This is a genomic window from Cyclobacterium sp. 10D3-21 (assembly GCF_055809755.1).
The window spans coordinates 6343302-6364270 of record NZ_CM147924.1; the positions used below are offsets into that span (position 1 = coordinate 6343302).

The 20969-nt window shown below is 39.0% G+C and carries 12 protein-coding genes and 1 pseudogene; 5 read left to right on the top strand and 8 right to left on the bottom strand.

Annotated features, from left to right (window positions below; translation table 11 throughout):
• Positions 1–13: 13 nt before the first annotated feature.
• The 5 genes from AC0L7T_RS24710 to lpdA all read left to right on the top strand — a co-directional run bounded on the left by AC0L7T_RS24710 (position 14) and on the right by lpdA (position 8047).
• Positions 14–640, top strand: coding sequence for a sterol desaturase family protein (locus AC0L7T_RS24710; RefSeq protein ID WP_473339153.1), 627 nt, complete (start codon positions 14–16; stop codon positions 638–640).
• A gap of 383 nt (positions 641–1023) precedes the next feature.
• Positions 1024–1839, top strand: a complete 816-nt coding sequence (locus tag AC0L7T_RS24715; RefSeq protein ID WP_473339154.1) for an NAD(P)H-binding protein — start codon at positions 1024–1026, stop codon at positions 1837–1839.
• A 320-nt stretch (positions 1840–2159) separates the two neighbouring features.
• Positions 2160–4952, top strand: a complete 2793-nt coding sequence (locus AC0L7T_RS24720) for a 2-oxoglutarate dehydrogenase E1 component (RefSeq protein ID WP_473339155.1) — start codon at positions 2160–2162, stop codon at positions 4950–4952.
• Between the two features lie 87 nt (positions 4953–5039).
• Positions 5040–6587, top strand: a complete 1548-nt coding sequence (odhB, locus tag AC0L7T_RS24725; RefSeq protein ID WP_473339156.1) for a 2-oxoglutarate dehydrogenase complex dihydrolipoyllysine-residue succinyltransferase — start codon at positions 5040–5042, stop codon at positions 6585–6587.
• Between the two features lie 62 nt (positions 6588–6649).
• A complete protein-coding gene (lpdA, locus tag AC0L7T_RS24730; RefSeq protein WP_473339157.1) occupies positions 6650–8047 on the top strand; it encodes a dihydrolipoyl dehydrogenase in 1398 nt (465 codons plus the stop codon).
• 127 nt (positions 8048–8174) lie between these two features.
• Here the strand turns inward: lpdA and AC0L7T_RS24735 are convergent, their stop codons facing one another.
• The 8 genes and pseudogenes from AC0L7T_RS24735 to AC0L7T_RS24770 form a co-directional block, all read right to left on the bottom strand.
• Positions 8175–8609 (bottom strand): universal stress protein, encoded by a 435-nt coding sequence (locus AC0L7T_RS24735; RefSeq protein ID WP_473339158.1) that lies wholly within the window; start codon positions 8607–8609, stop codon positions 8175–8177.
• Between the two features lie 379 nt (positions 8610–8988).
• A pseudogene (locus AC0L7T_RS24740) lies at positions 8989–9984 on the bottom strand (aldo/keto reductase).
• Positions 9985–10528: 544 nt separating this feature from the next.
• A complete protein-coding gene (locus AC0L7T_RS24745; protein ID WP_473339159.1) occupies positions 10529–12427 on the bottom strand; it encodes a heparinase II/III domain-containing protein in 1899 nt (632 codons plus the stop codon).
• A gap of 33 nt (positions 12428–12460) precedes the next feature.
• Complete coding sequence (locus AC0L7T_RS24750) at positions 12461–13273, bottom strand: alpha/beta hydrolase (protein ID WP_473339161.1); 813 nt, start codon at positions 13271–13273, stop codon at positions 12461–12463.
• A gap of 298 nt (positions 13274–13571) precedes the next feature.
• Entirely contained in the window at positions 13572–17660 is a 4089-nt protein-coding gene (locus AC0L7T_RS24755) for a YCF48-related protein (protein ID WP_473339162.1), read from the bottom strand.
• Between the two features lie 557 nt (positions 17661–18217).
• On the bottom strand, positions 18218–18937 hold the full coding sequence (locus tag AC0L7T_RS24760; protein ID WP_473339163.1) for a ribonuclease activity regulator RraA: 720 nt from the start codon (positions 18935–18937) through the stop codon (positions 18218–18220).
• A 304-nt stretch (positions 18938–19241) separates the two neighbouring features.
• The gene (locus AC0L7T_RS24765; RefSeq protein ID WP_473339164.1) at positions 19242–19838 is read right to left on the bottom strand and encodes an HD domain-containing protein; all 597 of its coding nucleotides are present in this window, start codon (positions 19836–19838) and stop codon (positions 19242–19244) included.
• A 102-nt stretch (positions 19839–19940) separates the two neighbouring features.
• Complete coding sequence (locus tag AC0L7T_RS24770; protein ID WP_473339166.1) at positions 19941–20678, bottom strand: DUF6438 domain-containing protein; 738 nt, start codon at positions 20676–20678, stop codon at positions 19941–19943.
• Positions 20679–20969: the final 291 nt, after the last annotated feature.

Genomic DNA, 20969 nt, shown 5'->3' on the forward strand with positions numbered 1-20969 from the left:
CCACAACAAGATAATGAAGAAAATTGGAAGATTGGATCGGCCCGATAATAGTGGATCAGCTCAACTGTTCACAAACCCAGTTTTGGAACGAATGAGCAGAACGCATATTAGTATACCAATAGCCTTGTTTTTAGGGGTTGGCCTTTATTCGTTTTATATTGGAATATCAACTACCGCTATCCCACTTTTGGAAGCGATAGGGCTTTTTTTGGGAGGATATTTCTTTTTCACATTGGTAGAATATCTCCTACACAGATATCTTTATCACATGATTCCTGACACAAAATTTAAGGACAAATTACAATACAATGTCCATGGGGTTCACCATGATTACCCTAGAGACAAGGACAGACTGGCCATGCCTCCTTTTATTTCTGGACTTTATGCCGTAATTCTTTATTTTCTCTTCAATTTCCTGATGGGAGATTTGTCTTGGTATTTTCTTCCAGGATTTTTGGTAGGATATTCCTCCTACCTTGGCGTTCATTACATTGTTCACGCTTTCCAACCACCTAAAAACTTCTTTAAAGTTCTTTGGGTCAATCATGCTATCCACCACTATAAAGACCCTGATGTAGCCTTTGGTGTTAGTACGCCTTTATGGGATTATGTATTTGGAACATTCCCTAGAAAGGAATGACATAATTAAATTTGCACACTATAAATGATGTAGTCAAAATAATGCTAGTTGGCAGTCTTTTAATGTATCCTTTATCCAAATAAATATTGAAGGTAGACAACTTATTAGAACCGATTAATAGTTGGGTAAAGGAATAATATTTCAAATCAATAATAATCAGCCTTCTAACTAAGATTGTTACCACCATAATACCGCCAATAAACTTAGCTCATTTACTCCTCTAGTCAGGTCAAAGTCTGACATGGATCATTTGGTTTATTTTATTGCCAATAGCGCATCAAATTCTTGAAAAAAACATTTCCGATTCATAAGATTTCAAATCGATTTGTAGTTTTAATAATGGTTCTGAATAGATTTTGTTATTTAAATAGAAAAAGAATCTAATGACTATAAGCATTATAGGACTGGGTTGGCTAGGTATTCCATTGGCTAATTCCTTTCAGCGAGTAGGGGTAACTGTTAAGGGAAGTACTACCAGTCTTGAGAAAAAGCGTTCGTTAGAGAACAAAGGCTTGATATGTGAACAGTTGATTTTAGATCCTGAATTGTCCAGTCCAACAGCCCAGCATATTTTTGATGCCGATATTTTATTTATCAACATCCCTCCTTCTACCCGATCCAAGCCCTCAGGATATCACCCAAGACAGATAGAAATTATCAAAGCCATGGCTAAACAACATGGTGTCAAAAAGATTATTTATATCAGCGCTACTTCGGTTTACCCCAGCAATAACCAGGTTGCTAAAGAATCAGACTTTCTTGATTTAAACAATACCGGCAATCGAGCCCTATTTAACGCTGAAAAAATATTGTGGAAAGACAAAACGTACGACTTAACCATTGTCCGTTTTGGTGGTTTATTAGGGGATGACAGGATTCCTGGGAAATATTTTTCTGGAAAAGAGAACGTTTTTGGCCATGCTCCAGTCAATTACATCCATCGAAAGGACGCAATAAAGGCCATTCTGTGGCTTGTTGAAAACAATTTATGGAATGAAACCTATAATATTGTTTGTCCCAAACACCCAATCAAGAAAGAGGTTTTTGAAAAAAATGCTGCTGACCTGGGATTTCCCCCACCTGCAAGTTATGCAAAGGAAGGCTCTCAAGCCTGGAAAGAGATCTCGGTAGATAAATGGTGTAAAACCAATTTCCAGTTTATTTATGACAATCCACTTGATTACTCCTATGTAGGATAGTCAAAACCATAAGATCATTGAGCCAAAGCGTGGGTTTACATTTCAAAAACTTTCAATTTCAACCCTCACAAAAAATTGTTTCTAGAAAAAGAAAAATCTTTTTGGTAATTCATCAGAAATCCGATTAAGTCATTCCGAAGCAACTTTTACAAAAACCGATGGATACGAATTTAATTTTACATTAAACAAATTTACATACTATTATATGGTTCTCAAAATTAATTAGTGCTGATAATCAGCGATATTCGTTAATCCGCATAAGCGGTTTTTATTAAATAACTTATTAGCCTAATTTTGGAGCGCAATATATATATAACCTCATGGATAAATACTCTTATATTTCCAATGCCCATGTAGCTTACATTGATGAGTTATATGAGGATTATAAAAAAGACCCCGAAGCAATAGACAGCAGTTGGAAAGCTTTTTTTGATGGATTCGATTTTGCCATAAACAAATTTGGCGAGGAAGAAAGCAGAGGAGCGGCAACAAGCATACCCTCCACAATGAATGGTAACCTGGCAACAAAGGGTACCATCATGGACATGGAACAATTGCCAAAGGAAATCAAAGTGAGGGCATTGATTCATGCTTATAGATCCAGAGGACACCTCAGGTCTAAAACCAATCCTGTAAGGGAAAGAAGAGACCGTCGCGCATTATTGGACCTGAAAGATTTTGGCTTGGAAAAAACGGATCTGGACACGGTCTTTCAAGCTGGAAATGAAATTGGAGTAGGCGATGCAAAATTATCCAAAATAATTGATTCTCTTAAAATCATCTATGAAGGCTCTATGGGCTTTGAATACATGTATATAAGAGATCCTGAAATGCTGGATTGGTTTAGAATCATAGTGGAAAAGGAATCCCTAGAGTTCAACCCACCTTTAGAGGAGAAAAAGAATATCCTATTCAAGCTGAATGAAGCAGTAGTTTTTGAAAACTTTTTACATACCAAATATATAGGGCAAAAAAGGTTTTCACTGGAAGGCGGAGAAAGCACCATTCCATTTCTAGATGCATTGATTAATAAAGCATCAGATTTAGGCGTGAAAGAGATGATGATCGGAATGGCTCACAGAGGGCGATTAAATGTTCTGGCCAATGTCATGGGCAAAACCTATGAACAAATTTTCTCTGAATTTGAAGGTACTGCCACACCAGACCTTACCATGGGAGATGGTGATGTAAAATACCATATGGGCTTCTCTTCCGAAGTACCTACCAGAAATGGTAAACTAATGATTTTGAAATTGGCTCCTAACCCTTCTCACCTAGAGGCTGTTAACCCCGTAGTAGAAGGTTTTGTCAGGGCTAAAATTGACGACCATTATAAAGGAGATGAGGACAAGGTAATTCCAATTCTTATTCATGGCGATTCAGCCGTAGCAGGACAAGGTATCGTTTATGAAGTCACACAGATGGCAAATCTGAAAGGTTATAGCACTGGTGGCACCATTCATTTCGTAATCAATAATCAAGTCGGTTTTACGACAGACTTTGATGATGCAAGAAGTTCTATCTATTGTACTGATGTAGCCAAGATAATAGACGCTCCTGTCATTCACGTGAATGGAGATGATCCAGAAGCGGTAGTCTTTGCAGCCAAAATAGCTGTGGAATTCCGTCAAAAGTTCAATCAGGACATATTTATTGACATGGTTTGCTACAGAAGGCATGGTCACAATGAGTCTGATGAACCTAAGTTTACCCAACCGGAATTGTACAATATCATCTCGAAACATCCCAACCCACGAGAAATTTACAATAAGACCCTCCTTGACAGGGGACAGGTAGATGCCAAGCTGGCCAAGCAAATGGACAAAGAATTCCGCCAACTGCTACAAGACAGGCTTGCAATGGTAAAGGTGAAGCCACTTCCTTACACTATTTCACCTTTTGAAATGGCATGGAAAGCATTGGATTATTCCAAACCAGAGGATTTTGAAAAATCCCCTAATACGGCGATAAGTACTGAAGCCATCGAAAAGGTGGCAGAAGCTTTGACCATCCTTCCAAAAGGATTTAAACCAATCAAGCAAATAGAAGCGCAGCTCAAGCAAAGGAAAGAGATGTTCTTCCAAAGCAAATCACTCAACTGGGCTGCTGCAGAGCTTTTGGCTTATGGTTCTTTATTACTTGACGGTAAAACAGTAAGAATGACTGGGCAGGACTGTGAGCGAGGGACCTTTTCCCACCGCCATGCAGTTGTTCATGATGCCAATACGAACAAGCCTTATGACTCCTTAAAGGAATTAAAGGACAGTAAAGGTAAATTCTATATCTACAATTCCCTTTTATCAGAGTATGCGGTGTTGGGCTTTGAATATGGTTATTCAATGGCCAATCCGAATGCGCTAAATATTTGGGAGGCTCAATTTGGGGATTTCGCAAATGGTGCGCAAACCATGATCGACCAGTTCATCACTTCAGGTGAATCGAAATGGCAAAAAATGAATGGTTTGGTGATGCTTTTACCTCATGGCTACGAAGGTCAGGGACCAGAGCACTCCAATGCAAGACCTGAAAGATTTCTTCAGTTGGCTGCTGAATACAATATTATTGTAGCCAATATAACTGAACCATCGAATTTCTTTCACTTATTGCGCCGTCAGTTGACATGGAATTTCAGAAAGCCATGCATCGTAATGTCTCCAAAATCATTGCTTCGTCACCCAAAGGTTATGTCCCCTTTAAGTGAATTCACAAGTGGTAATTTTAGAGAGATCTTGTTAGATGAAACCACCAACCCTAAAAAGGTAAATAGAGTGGTACTCTGCTCAGGGAAAATCTATTATGAACTGATCGAAATGAGAGAAAAGGAGAAAGTTGAAGACGTTGCCATCATTCGGGTGGAGCAACTTCATCCACTACCTAAAAATCAAATTCTTAAAGCGATTAAGGCTTATAAAAAAGATATTGAGACAGTTTGGCTTCAAGAAGAGCCTGAGAATATGGGCTACTGGGCATTTATAGTGAGGAATCTTTATAAAGATTTGACCATGGATGTCATTGCCAGAAAACCAAGTGCTTCGCCAGCAACAGGATACCATAAGGTACATCTGGTAGAACAAAAGCAAATTTTGGAAAAAGCTTTGAAAATAAATTCTTAATTTCCCATTTCTTTTAACATTTATACATTAAATTTTGAAATTCTCGCCTGGAAGTATTTTAAAATCCGGGAAAAAATCAAATAACCGATGAGTATAGTAATCAAAGTCCCTGCAGTAGGAGAATCCATCACCGAAGTAACCATAGGTCAATGGTTTAAAAAAGATGGTGAATTTGTAGAAATGGATGAAGTCATTTGTGAACTGGAATCCGATAAGGCTACTTTTGAGCTTACGGCAGAATCATCAGGAGTGCTTTATACCAAGGCTGAAGAGGGAGACACACTCGAAATTGGAGCTGTCATTTGTGAAATTGATACGGACGGAAAAGAACAAGAAGCCTCTCAAACCGCAGCATCGGATAAAGCCGATGAACAACCAAAGGCAAGTAGCCCTGCCCCTTCTAAAAGCACCTGTGAAATAAAGGAAATGCATGTTCCTGCGGTGGGAGAATCTATTACTGAGGTAACTTTGGCTTCATGGATCAAATCCGATGGAGACTATGTAGAATTGGATGAAATAATTGCAGAAGTAGATTCTGACAAAGCTACTTTTGAGTTGCCAGCTGAAGCTTCTGGAATCTTAAGGCAAGTTGCAGGTGAAGGTGACACCTTGGAAATTGGTGGTTTAATTTGCAAAATAGAAGTAACAGATGGAGCCCCTGAGGCATCGAATGAAGCTACCGGAAATGCTACAGCTACAGAAAGTGGAGACAAAATAACATCCGCCAATGAGACTTACGCTACAGGCCATGCCTCACCAGCTGCAAGCAAAATTTTAGCAGAAAAAGGGATTGACCCTGACGCTGTAAAAGGCACCGGGAAAGATGGTCGGATTACCAAGGAAGATGCTGAGAAAGCAGAAAAAGCTAAACCAGCAGATAAAAGTGCTTCTAAACCTGCCACGGCAGAGGTTAAAAACACTGCGGTGAAAGGTGAACGTGGGGAACGAAGAGAGAAAATGACCTCTCTAAGAAAAACCATTTCTAGGAGATTGGTTGCTGTTAAAAATGAAACAGCTATGCTGACCACTTTCAATGAGGTCAACATGAAGCCTATAATGGACATCCGTAAACAATACAAAGACAAGTTTAAAGAACGGTATGAAGTCAACCTTGGCTTTATGTCTTTCTTTACAAAAGCTGCTTGTGTTGCATTGGAAGAATGGCCAGCAGTTAATGCTCAAATTGACGGAAATGAAATCATCTATCATGATTATTGTGACATTTCCATTGCTGTCTCTTCTCCAAAAGGATTGGTAGTTCCTGTCATCAGAAATGCAGAAACCTTATCCTTCTCTGGTGTTGAGAAAGAGGTCGTTCGCCTTGCTGTTAAAGCCCGTGATGGAAAATTATCCATTGATGAAATGACCGGAGGAACGTTTACTTTAACCAACGGTGGTATATTCGGTTCCATGATGTCTACTCCTATTATTAATGCACCACAGGCCGCAATTCTGGGAATGCACAACATCGTAGAAAGACCAATGGCGGTGAATGGAGAGGTTAAAATCCTTCCAATGATGTACCTGGCGCTTTCTTATGACCATAGAATCATTGATGGAAGAGAGTCTGTTAGTTTTCTTGTTCGCTTGAAAGAGCTTCTTGAAGATCCTGCAAGACTAATGCTAGGTATTTAAAACTTAATTGAAATATTTCCTGCCTGAAAATAAAAAGGCGAGGTTCTAAAAGATGATATATAATGTATGACCTAATCGTAATCGGATCTGGACCAGGAGGCTATGTGGCTGCCATTAGAGCTGCTCAACTGGGTATGAAAACCGCTATAATAGAAAAATACCCAACACTAGGAGGCACTTGCCTCAATGTTGGCTGTATACCTTCCAAAGCACTTCTGGATTCTTCAGAACACTATCACAATGCTGCCCATACTTTTAAAAATCACGGTATAGACCTTAGTGCACTGAAAGTCAATTTCAAGCAGATGGTCACCAGAAAGCGTGAAGTAGTCAATCAAAATGTGGAAGGTATTCAATACCTGATGAAAAAAAATAAAATCGATGTTCATCAGGGAATCGGTTCATTCAAAGATAAAACAACGATAATCGTCACTAAGGATGATGGCAAAACGGAGGAGTTAAAGGCAAAGAATTCAATCATTGCTACAGGTTCCAAACCTACTGGCCTTCCATTTATCACCTTGGACAAAGAACGCGTAATCACCTCCACTGAGGCCCTTGAGCTTAAGGAAATTCCAAAGCACCTGGTAATCATAGGAGGAGGCGTTATTGGCCTGGAATTAGGTTCAGTATATGCAAGATTAGGAGCCAAAGTATCCGTAGTTGAATACATGGATGGAATTATCCCAACCATGGACAAGACCATGGGCAAAGAGCTTCAGAAATCGCTTAAGAAACTTGGCTTCGAATTTTACCTTAAGCATAAAGTAACTGCCGTAGAAAGAAAAGGTAAAGAAGTTACAGTATCCGCAGAAAACAGCAAAAAGGAAACTGTCAAAATTAAAGGGGATTATGTCTTGGTATCCATTGGCAGAAAACCATATACAGACGGATTGAATGCAGCTGCAGCCGGCGTTAAAATCAACGAAAAAGGTCAGGTGGAAGTAGATGAACACTTGAAGACTTCTGCTGATAATATATATGCCATTGGGGATGTAGTTAAAGGAGCCATGTTGGCACATAAGGCTGAGGAAGAAGGCGTATTTGTGGCAGAAACCTTGGCTGGACAGAAACCGCATGTTAATTACTTGCTGATTCCTGGTGTGGTTTACACCTGGCCAGAAGTAGCTAGTGTGGGCTATACAGAAGAACAACTAAAAGAAAAAGGTGCAAAATACAAGACTGGGAAATTTCCATTTATGGCTTCAGGAAGGGCGCGAGCCAGTGGAGATGTAGATGGACTTGTGAAGGTTTTGGCTGATGCTGAAACGGATGAGATTCTCGGGGTACATATGATTGGCCCACGTACTGCTGACATGATTGCTGAGGCGGTTGTAGCCATGGAGTACCGTGCGTCTGCAGAAGACATCGCCAGGATGTCACATGCCCATCCTACCTATACAGAGGCTTTTAAAGAGGCTTGTTTGGCAGCAACTGCCAATAGAGCCTTACATATATAAAAACCACAAACACGCTTACACGAGCCCTTTGATTGACTTCAAAGGGCTTTTTTTATGTTTACTTATGGGGATTGGTAAACAGAACGACAAAACCAGTCTCAAAAGAAGGTATTGCCTCTAGCTCCATTTATCCATAGGGAACTATAAGAACTGGTATTTTTGATTTTTTTATGATTTCTGCAGACACACTTCCTACAAAGGCATTGTAAAAAAATCCATGCTTGTGATGTCCTGCCATAATTAGGTCCACATTTAATTTTTTAGATTCTTCTATTATCATTTCAATCGTTGCACCTTGAACAAGCAGCCCTTCTGAAACAATTCCTTTTTTCTTAAGCATTGTGCTGTATTCTTGAAGCTGCCGGTGTTCCTTTCTAATGTCAGACGCCCTACTGTCTCTTATGTATTGAGGTCCAACATCGTAACCAACGAAATCAGGATCTGGAGCGGAAATATGCATTAGCCATAATTTAGAGCCGAACGATTCTGCCAATTGAAAGGCTTTATCAATTAATAGTGCTTCACTTTTATCAAAATCCACTGTAACTAAAATATTTTTCATGTCTAATTGTTTTAATGGTCCATTCCGGTTTGGCTATGTTGCACCTCCCCCGGCAGCTAGAGATTAACCAATGGATATAAGGCATACAATCCCAATAATTATAGGCAAAATACATAAAAAATACGATTGGCTCAATAGTCCTTCCCTTTCCGATTAAAAAAGATAAACCAAAAATGAAGTACCTGAATACTGATTACTAAAGGAACACGCAATGAAAACCAAAAAAAACACACTCCCAATACAGATCTAATACTGCGCGGGCCTATTAACGACAATTGGGTTACAATAAACCCAAATAATGCTTCGACTTATTGTAACCCAATTGCAATGTGCTTTTTAATAAGGTTATTGACTTTATTCAATAAGCTTTTCGAAGCGATTAGGGAACCAAGGCCAATTGACTCAAATGACCATCTATTATTTCAACTTCTTCCTTTGTCAAACTTGCTTGAGTAGACTTGGCATTTTGCGCTGCTTGTTCGGCATTTCTTGCGCCAACCAAAGTAATTGAAATACCTGGTTGTTCGAGTGTCCATAAAATGACCAGCTGTGCCAAAGTTAATCCTTTAGCATCGCCAATAGGTTTGATCTTATCGAGAAACGCATTGGTTCGTTTGAGGTTTTCATCTTTATAAAATGCTCTCGTTGCCCGCTGATCGCCTTCCCCAAATTTATAACCCGGTTTCATCTTCCCTGTTAGTAAGCCTCTTTCAAGTGGACTGTAGGCCAGAATTCCTTTTCCGTTTTCAATGCAATAAGGAACGACTTTCTCTTCTATATCCCGCAAAACCATACTGTAGGGAACCTAGTTGGAAGCTAGATTTATGTATTTCTCTGCCTCGGCCATTTGTTCAGCATTGTAATTGCAGACCCCTGCATAACGAACTTTCCCTTGCTTGATGAGCTCATTTACTGCTTCCATTGTTTCTTCAATCGGCGTAGTAACGTCTGGCCAGTGAAGTTGGTAAAGATCAATATAATCCGTCCCCAAGCGTTTCAAGCTATCCTCGCATTCTTGAATAATGCTTTCTTTCCCAGCATATTTATAAATGCCTATGTCTTTCCCGTTCCCATCTTTGCTATTGAAAACCAATGTGCCTTTTGCCAGGTCCCACCGCATCCCAAATTTGGTGAGAATTTGCACCTTATCTCTAGGAAGGTCTTTTATTGCATGTCCAACTATGTCTTCACTCAATCCTTGCCCATATATTGGCGCCGTATCAATAGAGGTTACGCCCAAATCATAGGAAGCCTGGATAGCCTCAACAGCTGTATTCTGTTCTGTACCTCCCCATAACCAACCACCTATGGCAAAAGAACCAAATGTGACAGTTGAAAGTTTAAGATCGGTGTTACCTAGTTTTCTGTATTTCATAAAAATGAATATATGTTAGTTATTAATGATTAATGCCAGTCAAAAGCATTCCAGCCTACTTACAAATGAATGCTGGCTTTAAAGTTAATTTGGGTGGTATCCTGGGCTTACCTCTATAAAAAATCATCAACTTCAAAATAAACAACTTTGGAACTGTAAACATTCCTTACCATTCATTTAATTCTGCCTTTAATGAAAAAGTAACCTTAACCGGCTAACAATGAATAGGAATTTGTATGCCTCATCCCAATAAAAAATGCACCAATACGCTATTCCAAGCCAGTTAACCGAAAAGCTCACTTTCAGTGAGCCTTGATCATTCAACCCTAATTATAGAACAATCCAATAAAAAAATCAGGCTATTTCAAGACTGAATCATAGCTCCCCTATGGCAAAGTCAAAAACAGCCTAATTATGAAGTAATTCCATCACTTAATCGTAGGTTCAATGCCTATTTCAGGTAAATCAAGCCAAGAACAAACCCTTAAATGTGTCCCTAGCCAAGGAAAAGAAACCTGCGCTACCCTTAAGACTAAGAAACGGCTTATTCCCCGGAAAGTCTAACGCTTATTTTTGTTGCCATACCTTCAACTGTCCAGGCTGGAATCCGAATCTCAAGGCGTTTTAAATTGTCTTTTTTTGTGTCCAGATAGAAAGGAGGTGGATTGAGAGAGATAACCGAAATGCTATACTCGGGATGGGATAGATTTTCTATGTTTAGGCTTTTTCCATCTTGTGTTAAAATTGCCCCACCAGCAACAATCTCCACATCAGCTTGTGTCATTAATTGCCAGGTGATCAATTGGGTGTCCTCCGACAAAACAATGTCGTCCTCAATCAAAAGCGACCTGGGACTGCTTTTAACAAATCGTCGGGTAGCTCTTTCCAATTGCCCTTCAAAGATCGGTGTCATGTCTATGGTGACTTCTGGCTTTGTTCCTTCTTTAAAACCTGTAATGGTGGCTTTTCCATCCACTACATGAAGTTGCTTGTTAACAGAAAGAGTGCTGTGCCCAAAGTTATTCTTATTCAATAGTGTCCATCGCTCACAATCCTGACACCTGTCCCAGAGTTTAAAGCCGGTCCTCTCGATAACCCCATAAAACCTGTCTTTTCCCAGGTCTATACTCCAACGCACACCATCCAATTCAAAAACAAATGAACCTGCATCCATATTGCCATGACTCACCGATCCACGCCCACCTTTGTCTCCAAAATAAAACATATTGGGATCATTGTCTCCTCCTGTGAAAAACACGACAGGATTTGCTCCATTACCACTCCATGCCGAAGGAACCGTCACTTCATCTTTTTCTTCATACTGGGACATCCACACCAATGCAGGCCCCATCAATCTGGACAATTTCCCCATTTCCTCATAGGGTCTCATAAATTTTTCTTTTTCAAAGAAGGTTTTGTTCCCTGTTTTTGATGCAAACCAAGCCAAGGTAATGTCACCATTTTTCCCGCTATTGTCTCCACAATCTCCAAAGTTATAGAACAGCCCAATCGGACTGTCAGACAGCACCCTAAACATGGCACTCTCTTTAAAGCCGGGATATTCAAGCATCCCAAAATCAGTACCAAAGGCGCTCTCGAATATGGAAGCCGTTACCACGGTAAAAGAAGTCCCATACCGCCAATAAGTAGCACCTTCCGGATAGACTCCATCAGGCCCATATTGATCTAAGGCGTTTGCCATGCCGTCAATGGCTCTATAAATGGTCTTGGCTGCCAATTCAGGCGCGTCCTCAGCTACCACAATCGCTGCCGCTACCAAGCCACCATTACACACCTGATTCCAATTGTTATGGCCATAAGCCCATTTGGGGTTTCCCCCATCTTCCGGCCAGCTTGGGTTAATGCCTTTTTCAATCAGGGCTTTTTTAGCCAGCTTCACGGTCGATGCTGGCAGGTCCTTCCCTACCCAATCAACGGCCAGGGCAATTCCAAGAGACATTTCTCCTACATCAAGAAAATGCTTGGGGTTCCAGGTCGGAAAATTACAGGCGGCAATAACCTCTTCATTAATCCGAGCAAGCATACGAGGATCCTTTTCTATTCGGTAAACCATCGCCAGCATGCTGATTCTATGCAACAAGTCCCTGGAAATATCCAGCTGGTTGTTCTGTGACCTTTCTTCCAGAGGGATATCCAGGTTAATAATCGACTGCTCAAAAATAGCTTCCGCATTTTGTTTTATGCCTTTATAGACATTCTGCACAACCGGATCAGTTTTTAGTTTATGCTTCAGTTTCTTCTCAATATCCTTGTTCAGCACAAGCCGAGGTGATGTTTTACTCAGATTATTCTTAAGGTAACTTGCAGTAATGGGGTTTTGCAATTTATAAGGTAGATGCTGGGCATTTAAGCCTGACCCTAAAACCAAAAGCATAAAAATGGGCGAAAGCCACCTTAAATTCATTTCGTTTAATACCTTCATTATAGGTTAATTTTGGGTTTTAATTGACTGTTTTTATTCGTTAAAGTAATCGTCAAAAAACAGCAAATGGTATTTTAATGAGTTGGTCCAGTAAGGCCAACTGTGGCCTCCTGGACGTTCTGTATAGTCATGAGGAATATTTCGTTCCATCAATTTCTCATGCAATCGTTTATTGGCATCGTAAAAAAAATCATCTACACCGCAATCAAATATGAGTTTTAAACCGGCTCCATTCAACTTATACACCAGGTTAATAACCGTATTGTTTTCCCAATTTTCTTTGTACTCGGAGTAATCTCCCAGTCGTTTGCTTAAATCCCAGTTTTTGGGAAATGGGCGAATGTCCACTCCTCCACTCATGCTTCCGGCAGCTCCCCAAATGTCCTGGTGTTTGAAGGCAAGGTAAAATGCCCCATGACCTCCCATGCTTAATCCTGTAATGGCCCTACCAGATTTTTCCGCAGTGGTATTGTAGGTTTTGTCTATGGTTTCGGTTAATTCTTCAGAAAGATAGGTTTCGTACCTCATCTTTTCATCCACCGGACTGTCAAAATACCAACTGGTGGCATTCCCGTCAGGGCAAACAATAATCATATTGTATTGGTCTGCATATTCCTTAATGGCAGGCACTTTGGATATCCAATCCGTATGGTTTCCACCTGCACCATGAAGCAAATACAGGACAGGGTAACTTTCCCTTTGAGTAGCGTAATTGTCTGGTAGGATCACAATGTTCGCTATAGATTTATTCATGGATTCACTTTCCACAAAGACCGTGTCTACCTGTGAGGCTTTTAGTAAAAAAACATTACAGCATCCAAAAAGTAGGATTAATTTTAATTTCATGGTTTTCATTTTTATTCTTTATATAAGCGTAGGGGCTGATTCTTTTCCCAATAAAACTACTTTTAAAAGTAACAATAAAAACCAAGGATCAGTGGCCTCTTATCAAAACCTGAAGTGTTAAGTACAGCATATTTTACCGTTTAATGTGAATTGAATGGAAAACTCCCAGTTTTAGGTAGGTCCTCTTGCATATTTTGTCTCTTTGTTATTAAGTTTCTGACCGATAAATCACAGGCTTTAGAGCAATCCACATTATTAATTACGCTAAAGCCTGTCCATGGTCGCCCACTGTTTTTTGTTAGCGAACTATTACCTGCCTAAACACATGATGCGTTTTCCCATTAAGGAGAAGAATATAAATTCCAGGAGCTATGTCTGATAGATCCATGGTATAGGGGTTAACCAATTCTTTTTTGATTTCAACACCATTTAGATTGAGTAGTACAGCTTCTAACAAATTATCAAATCCCTCTATTTTTAAGTAATTTTCAGTAGGGTTGGGATAAATCACTATGTCTTTTCCAAAACCTTCTTCTAAACCTAAAATTGGATCGAAAAGGAAGGTGTCAAACATTATTTGCTCGCTGAAAAATACCTCGTCTCCAAATTCAATTTTAATCCGACAATAATAAGTGCTATTGTCTTCCAAGTTGGTCAATTCCCATTCCAGGTTTTCAGTCCCTGCATTTACTATCCCATATTCATAAAGCCCAATGGTGGACCCTTCTGAGCTAAGCTCAAGACTAACAGCCAACTTATCAATGCTCGACAACAATTCCGTATTTAAAAGAGTAGTCTTCGTTTCTCTAAAATCAGCAACTTCTAGTGAAGACAATCTAAACTGATCGCTCAACAATATATTGGTTCTAAGAAGATTACCATTAACCCCATACGCATAGAGTTCCTTTTGATGACTTGAAAAAGACATTATTCCTGAAAGTTCATTTGTAGGTTCCCAATTTTTGCCTCCATCCAAAGTTTCAAAAACATATCCATTTTCATTACAAATAAATCCATAGTTTTCATTATGGAAATAGACATCTTTAAACCAACCACTCGGAATATCAATAGCCTCCCATGTATCTCCTCCATTACTAGTTTTATGCAAGCCCAATTCCGGATCACCAATAAGGTAACCAACTTCATTATCAATAAAATGCATGGCATAAATTGGGTCTCCAGAATTTTCATATATCAACTCCCAATTTTCCCCTTTATCCATTGTTTTAAAAACCCGGTTATAGTAACTGTAGGTGTTAGATGCATATCCTATATCCGAATCAGTAAACTGAAATTCTCCAATTCTATCTCCCTGGGAATTAATTTCTGTCCATGAAACGCCACTGTCCACTGTTTTAAATATCTGTCCTCTGCTTCCGCTTATAAATCCTGTATTTTCATCTATAAAATTCATAGCTATAAGGCCATTAGATCCATATTCAATATCATTCCCATTTTGTAAGGACCATGTTAGCCCCCCATCAACTGTTTTTAGAACCTGCGTACTATTCCCTGAGGAACCAGGTGTGCCACCTACTAAGGCAAACCCAATTACATTACTTATAAAGTCAATTTCTTGTGTTTTCTGATCTATAAAGGGACTACCCAAGTTGATCAGCTCTTCCCCTTGATTTGTATATTTAATGATATCATTACCGACATGCACGTACACTGTTTCATTCGATGTAACTTCTACGTTTGAGATTTCACCGTAAGTGATGCTATAGTTTTCCCAAGTTTTTCCCCCATCAAAAGTCCGGATAATTCTACCACCTAGCCCTGTGGCAAACCCTAGGTTTGTGTTAATAAAATGAATACCATAAAGGCTATTTCCGAATTCTCTACCATCAAACCCTAGCCAATCCCATGTATCTCCACCATCTTCAGTTTTGTGAATGACGCCATCTTCACCAGCAATAAACCCAATATTCTTATCAATAAATTGTATTGCGTAAGCTGCATCAAGTGATGTTATTTCATGCCATGTTTCTCCTCCATCTGTAGTTTTGTATACTTCACTATGTTCTTGTGTTGCATAACCAATTTGATCATTGACAAAAGTGACCCTGAAAAAATTAGAAGGAGCTGTATTTGAAGCTTCCGTCAAATACCAAGTCTCTCCACCATCAATTGTTTTCTTAATAACACCATTCTTACAGACTACATGGCCTATATTTTCACTGATAAAATAAGCATCTTCAACGGTCACATCTGGGATCTCCAATTCACTCCAGGTTACCCCTCCATCAAAAGTTTTATATAAAGTGCTATCACCTGTAATGAAAAAGGTTTCTTTGCTGAGCTGACTGATACTGTTGAGCTTATCATTAAGGTTTATCTCCAATAGGTTCCACCCTTCTCCTTTATAAGTTGATTCGTATATTGCCCCTCTACTACCTATAATGATCCCATAACCATCTTTGAAACTGATCCTAAAACCATTGTCTAAATTCATTAATTTCTCCCAGTTACTCCCTTGGTCTTTCGTTATAAGCAACTCCTCACTGTTAACGACAAATCCTGAAAAATCATCGACAAAAACAATGTCAGTTCCCGCTAGAGATGAGGGATGCGGGTTAAGGCGAATCCATTTATTTGGCTTTTCCTGTATTTCAGAATCATCACTTACGTAAAATGATTTAGCTGATTCACATCCAAATTCAATTGACACAAGTATTGAATACCAACCTGGCTGCGCAATAAAAATTGAGGGAGTGATTTCGCCTGTACTCCAAGCGTAACTATTGAATTGTCCAGGATTAATTTCAATTGAATCAATTCCAAGGGAAAGTGTATCAGGAAGGTTGATCTCAGGTAGCTCCTTAACATCAATATATACCGAATCTTTAGAAGCACATCCAAATTCATTCGTAACCTCAATAATATAATAACCAGTCTGGCTAACCCTGGTAGTATGCGTCGTATCCCCGGTACTCCAGCGATAAGACGCATATACATCTTCAACAGTTAATTTGGAGCCAGAACACAACTCCAAGGCCTCTCCAAGTTCTAGGACCGGAAATGGATCAATCGTTATATCTCTGGTAATTACATCCGAATGATCAGCGTAATTAGCTGTGAGGGTAACTGCATAAGTTCCTGCTTCAATATAAGTATGTTGAGGATTGGTCTCTACGGATGTAGCCCCATCTCCAAAATCCCAATGCGCTGATTTTAAAAGATATGGATTGGTTATTCTAAAATTAGTGGGAGAGGATTGACAGGTCCTCTCTTGAAGAAAACTTGTTTTGAAGAAGTAATTCTGTATAAAGTTTGGGGTAGCGTTGGCAAGTGAATAGCCTCCTTCAGTAAAAAAACCATTTTCCTCAACTACAACATTTTCAGCGATTTCATTAACATTTGATATCACTCCCAAGTGCTCAGTTCCACCTCCTCCTCCACCTTTTGTTATGTAGATTTTTCCATTTGTTGCCAATTGTAAAAAGCGAAATTGATTAAATACCTCCCTGTGCAAAAGCTTTCGGGAATCTTGGATTGATGCTTTGTCCGAAAATTCAAGGTCAAACTGATACAGTCCACTTTCACCTGAACTACCTTCTTGGCTTACGTAGAGTTTTTTAGCATCTGACGAGAACGCTACACCATAACTAGTTCTCTTAGCTGGAAGAACTAAATTAATTCCATTGGTCAGCTTTCCTGTGCCAGAGTCAAAATCAAATAAATCTAAAGATGTATTATTTAAATTGTCATAATCTCGGCTGGATGCTATTCTTCTCCCATCGGGAGAAGCCTTCAATTGCCCCTGAAAAAGTTCATAAGCTCCTCCTATTTGACTGACAACAGGCCTATTTGAAACACCTTCCGAATTAACCAAGAAGGAATAATAATTGTTGGTATTGTATTCATGTACTACCACCCAATAATCTTCTAAATTTTCATGAAGTGCGGCAGTAATTCGTTTGCTGGTATTGGCTAATATTTTTTTTCCCTTGCTCTTTACATCTCCTAAACCACTTTCAAGACTCATATCAATGACTGAGTAATAGAGGCCCGAAGACTCAAAACCTTCCCAGGGATCTACAGTAAATAAATAGTACAATTGATTGTCTGAAGGGTGAGGGATTACCAATGACTCTCGGGAAGTTAAACCTTCTGGAGAGGGAATTACTTCAGATCCGTTAGGCATCAACTGATGGTCTTTATTCCAAATAGAATACCCATCAGAATAAAACAGCAAATTACCATTTTGATCGCTTATAAGTCCTAATCCCAAATTAAGGTATTCAGCATATTCGAAATGCACTTCAGGCTCCTCTGCATTAAAGTCTAGCTGATAATTTGAAAGCGCCCAATTATTCGCTTCTTTTTGAGCAAAAACAGGTGAAGCTATTTGGATGAAAATAATTAATATAAAAAGTTTTTTCATTGTTGGTATAACTAGTATTAAATAGAACCTGATGGCTCATTTTTTTTTTATTGATCTAAAAGTAACTACGCAAATAAAATTTCAGTCCCCATTCAATTGGATGTAAAATAATAAATCGGTTTGATCTGAATCCAAAAAACGCCTTAATCAAAGGTAACTGTTATTAAAAAGGTAAATTAGAACAACGAATTACTTAAAAATTTCTACTTTTTCAAACGCTCTGCCATAAAAACATAAAAAAAGAAAACCATTCCCCATAAAAACCCTTATACCCGGCACCCTTTCACTACTTTATTGAACCCGGATTATGTAATAGGATTCGTAATAGCCTGTCCCGTGTTTACGGGAAGTGTTGCAATCGCAAGAAAATCAGACTGTTTGGAGATTTTAGCATAGCACCGCTATGGTGAAATTGAAAACAGCAACGAAGTGGCTGATTTTAAAGCGATTTCAGCACGTAATAGAATGTCTATTGCATATTTCGGGTTGAAGTGTTGCCTCAATTGAACCGTTCCCTTCGACAGGCTCAGGGTGCGGTTCAATTGAGGCTATTTGATTCAGTCCTTTGAAGTCTCCATTTTTTCCTTCCACAGTTCAAACTCTTTTTTATTCACTTCTAAGGTGAGCGGATACAATCCTACAATGGTATGTCCTGCCAATACCCTTTCGGTTACAAAATCTTCGTAAAGGGTCATACTTATCGCTTCATCGGCGATTTCATCAGCCAAGTGAGCAGGAATAACGATTACCCCATCATCATCCCCTACTACCACATCAGCAGGGAAAACGGCCACGTCTCCGCAACCTATGGGGACATTAATGTCTAAGGCTTGGTGTAAAGTTAAATTGGTCGGGGCAGAAGGGGCCTGGTGATAGGAAGGCATGTCCAACTTGGCAATTTCAGCAGAATCCCTAAATCCCCCATCCGTAACGATTCCGGCAGCACCACGGACCATCAAGCGAGAGGCTAAAATAGAACCGGCAGAAGCCGCTCTGCTGTCTTTTCGACTGTCAATAACCAAAACTGCTCCACTGGGGCAGGTTTCTACCGCCACCCGTTGAGGATGTTTAGGATCTTGAAATACAGTAATGGGATTAAGGTCTTCCCTTGCAGGAATATACCGTAAAGTAAAGGCTTCCCCCACCATGGTAGGCTTCCCTTTTTCCAATGGCCTAACCCCTTGAATGAATTGATTTTTAAGACCTCGTTTAAACAAGGCTGTGGCGAGTGTGGCAGTACTAACAGTTTGTAATTTTTCTCGAGTAGTGGCTAACATTATTGTAGTTTTAATTTGATGGTCAAAAAGTATATATTTTATGGCAAAGAAGCTCCTATTTTAGCTGTTCTTTTACATTAAATCCCCCTTATTTGAACAAGGCTAATAATCTTAAGGTCGTATTTCGGGTCTTCACTCGTTACCAGGGCAAATAAAGAAACACCAGATAGCTAAACCCTATCAATGGTCTTAAACCCGGATTATGTAATAGAATTTCTCCGTCCTGACGATAGTCAGGGGTGAAGCCTGTCCCGTGTTTACGGGAAGTGTTGCAATCGCAAGAAAATCAGGCTGTTTGGAGATTTTAGCATAGCACCGCTATGGTGAAATTGAAAACAGCAACGATTGGGTATTTTAAAGCGATTTCAGCACGTAATAAAATGTCTATTGCATATTTCGGGTTCAAACAATAGTATTTGTATTTGGATGGTTCTTTCCCCAGGATACACAGGTCAGCGTCCGTGAAATAATTTGTATCTGTATCATGATTCTCAGAATGGCTTTTAGTGGCTATGATTTGCTTTTGACACAATTCAATACAACTCTTGTCAACACCAATTTTCATCATCCTTTTTGTCGCCAGTTCAACACTCTTTTCTTCGTTGTCCTTTTTGGTTGATTTGTAGATTATGTCGTGATAATAAAGAGTGAAAAGAATTGTTTGCCAATTTTGAATTTTGGTTTTTACGGTCGCTAATTCATTTGATAGGTCAATTATGTGGCAGAGATTATGATAATACCTATTGTTTTGGGAATACTTTCTATCTATTTCGTCCCACAGTTCTTCTGCTGATTTGGAGTCAACATCATACTGTTGGATGAGTTCTATGTATTGGGCTTTTATCAATTTTTGAATTTCATAATATGCCCAATCGGGACACAGCTTAAAGACGGCAGGCATTCAGAGACGTTCGCTTCCAACCTACTCTTGACTTTTTAAATATATTGATTTTCATGTTTATTCGGAACCGCCAGCTGAACCCAAGGTGATGTCATTGGCTGATTATTTTAACCCTTTCTCTTTTAGGTGCTTCTCTATTAAATAAAATATTGGTTTGATTCTATAAGGGATTTCAAAATATGTTGTTGTGAAGGTAATTGACTCGTTGTCATTATAAGTAATATCGAATTTTATTAACCAACCATCCATTGCTATTGGAACCCGTTCTGGACTAAGTTGCTTTATGTTTGACCATTTAAACATGCTTTCTATTTCCTCGAGCAACATATCTTCCATTTTACCTTCCTTTAACCCAAGGGTTTGGGTATTGTATTTTCCATTAAAAACCTCATACCCATCACTTTCTAATCTATAATCAAACTCCCAACAAAAATCCATACATCTATGGGTGGATATTGAAATAGAATTAAATTTTAAATCATTATCGAACTCTAATCTCCTAGCATAGTATTGACTGACCTCTCCCTTTCTTTCAATTTTTAAACTATCCTTAGTGAGGTTGAGAATTATTAACGCTGACCTTCCTTCAGGTTCATCCGTAATTATACGATTCTCAACAATAGAATAACGCCCTAAAGTCAAATTACCTAAATCACTTATTCTATATGCGGTATCATGCATGAATTTAAGGCCAGACCAATCATAAATCCATTCATTCTCTTCATTTACTTGTATCCAATCTCCCTCTAATGATTTCAGCAATTCCTTTTCCTTTTTTGAGGAACATTGAATGAAAATTATAAAAATTAATGCTAGGTATTTCTTTTTTAGATTTGCCATTAACGAATTGGTGATATGGAGCGGACGCAGCGATAGCAAGTCTAATCTCATATCAGATGTTATTTGCCGTGTCATTTATATTTGTCACTTCTATCATAAGTCTTTGATTACCATAATTGGTATAGTTCAGCTTGACAAATCCGTACTTTTCATTGAACCAATATACTAATTCAGATTGGCCCAAAGGAAAAGTTGCAATGGCTTTTATTTCCCAAGCGTTTATAAATTCGCCATATTCTGTTTCAATATGGGATTTCTCAATTATTTCATATTCAGATTTGCTCTGGAGAT

Bases quoted from the DNA above. Each gene is read 5' to 3' on its own strand.
- AC0L7T_RS24710 (WP_473339153.1), top strand. From the start codon at position 14: ATGAAGAAAATTGGAAGATTGGATCGGCCCGATAATAGTGGATCAGCT.
- AC0L7T_RS24715 (WP_473339154.1), top strand. From the start codon at position 1,024: ATGACTATAAGCATTATAGGACTGGGTTGGCTAGGTATTCCATTGGCT.
- AC0L7T_RS24720 (WP_473339155.1), top strand. From the start codon at position 2,160: ATGGATAAATACTCTTATATTTCCAATGCCCATGTAGCTTACATTGAT.
- odhB (WP_473339156.1), top strand. From the start codon at position 5,040: ATGAGTATAGTAATCAAAGTCCCTGCAGTAGGAGAATCCATCACCGAA.
- lpdA (WP_473339157.1), top strand. From the start codon at position 6,650: ATGTATGACCTAATCGTAATCGGATCTGGACCAGGAGGCTATGTGGCT.
- AC0L7T_RS24735 (WP_473339158.1), bottom strand. From the start codon at position 8,609: ATGAAAAATATTTTAGTTACAGTGGATTTTGATAAAAGTGAAGCACTA.
- AC0L7T_RS24745 (WP_473339159.1), bottom strand. From the start codon at position 12,427: ATGAAGGTATTAAACGAAATGAATTTAAGGTGGCTTTCGCCCATTTTT.
- AC0L7T_RS24750 (WP_473339161.1), bottom strand. From the start codon at position 13,273: ATGAAATTAAAATTAATCCTACTTTTTGGATGCTGTAATGTTTTTTTA.
- AC0L7T_RS24755 (WP_473339162.1), bottom strand. From the start codon at position 17,660: ATGAAAAAACTTTTTATATTAATTATTTTCATCCAAATAGCTTCACCT.
- AC0L7T_RS24760 (WP_473339163.1), bottom strand. From the start codon at position 18,937: ATGTTAGCCACTACTCGAGAAAAATTACAAACTGTTAGTACTGCCACA.
- AC0L7T_RS24765 (WP_473339164.1), bottom strand. From the start codon at position 19,838: ATGCCTGCCGTCTTTAAGCTGTGTCCCGATTGGGCATATTATGAAATT.
- AC0L7T_RS24770 (WP_473339166.1), bottom strand. From the start codon at position 20,678: ATGGCAAATCTAAAAAAGAAATACCTAGCATTAATTTTTATAATTTTC.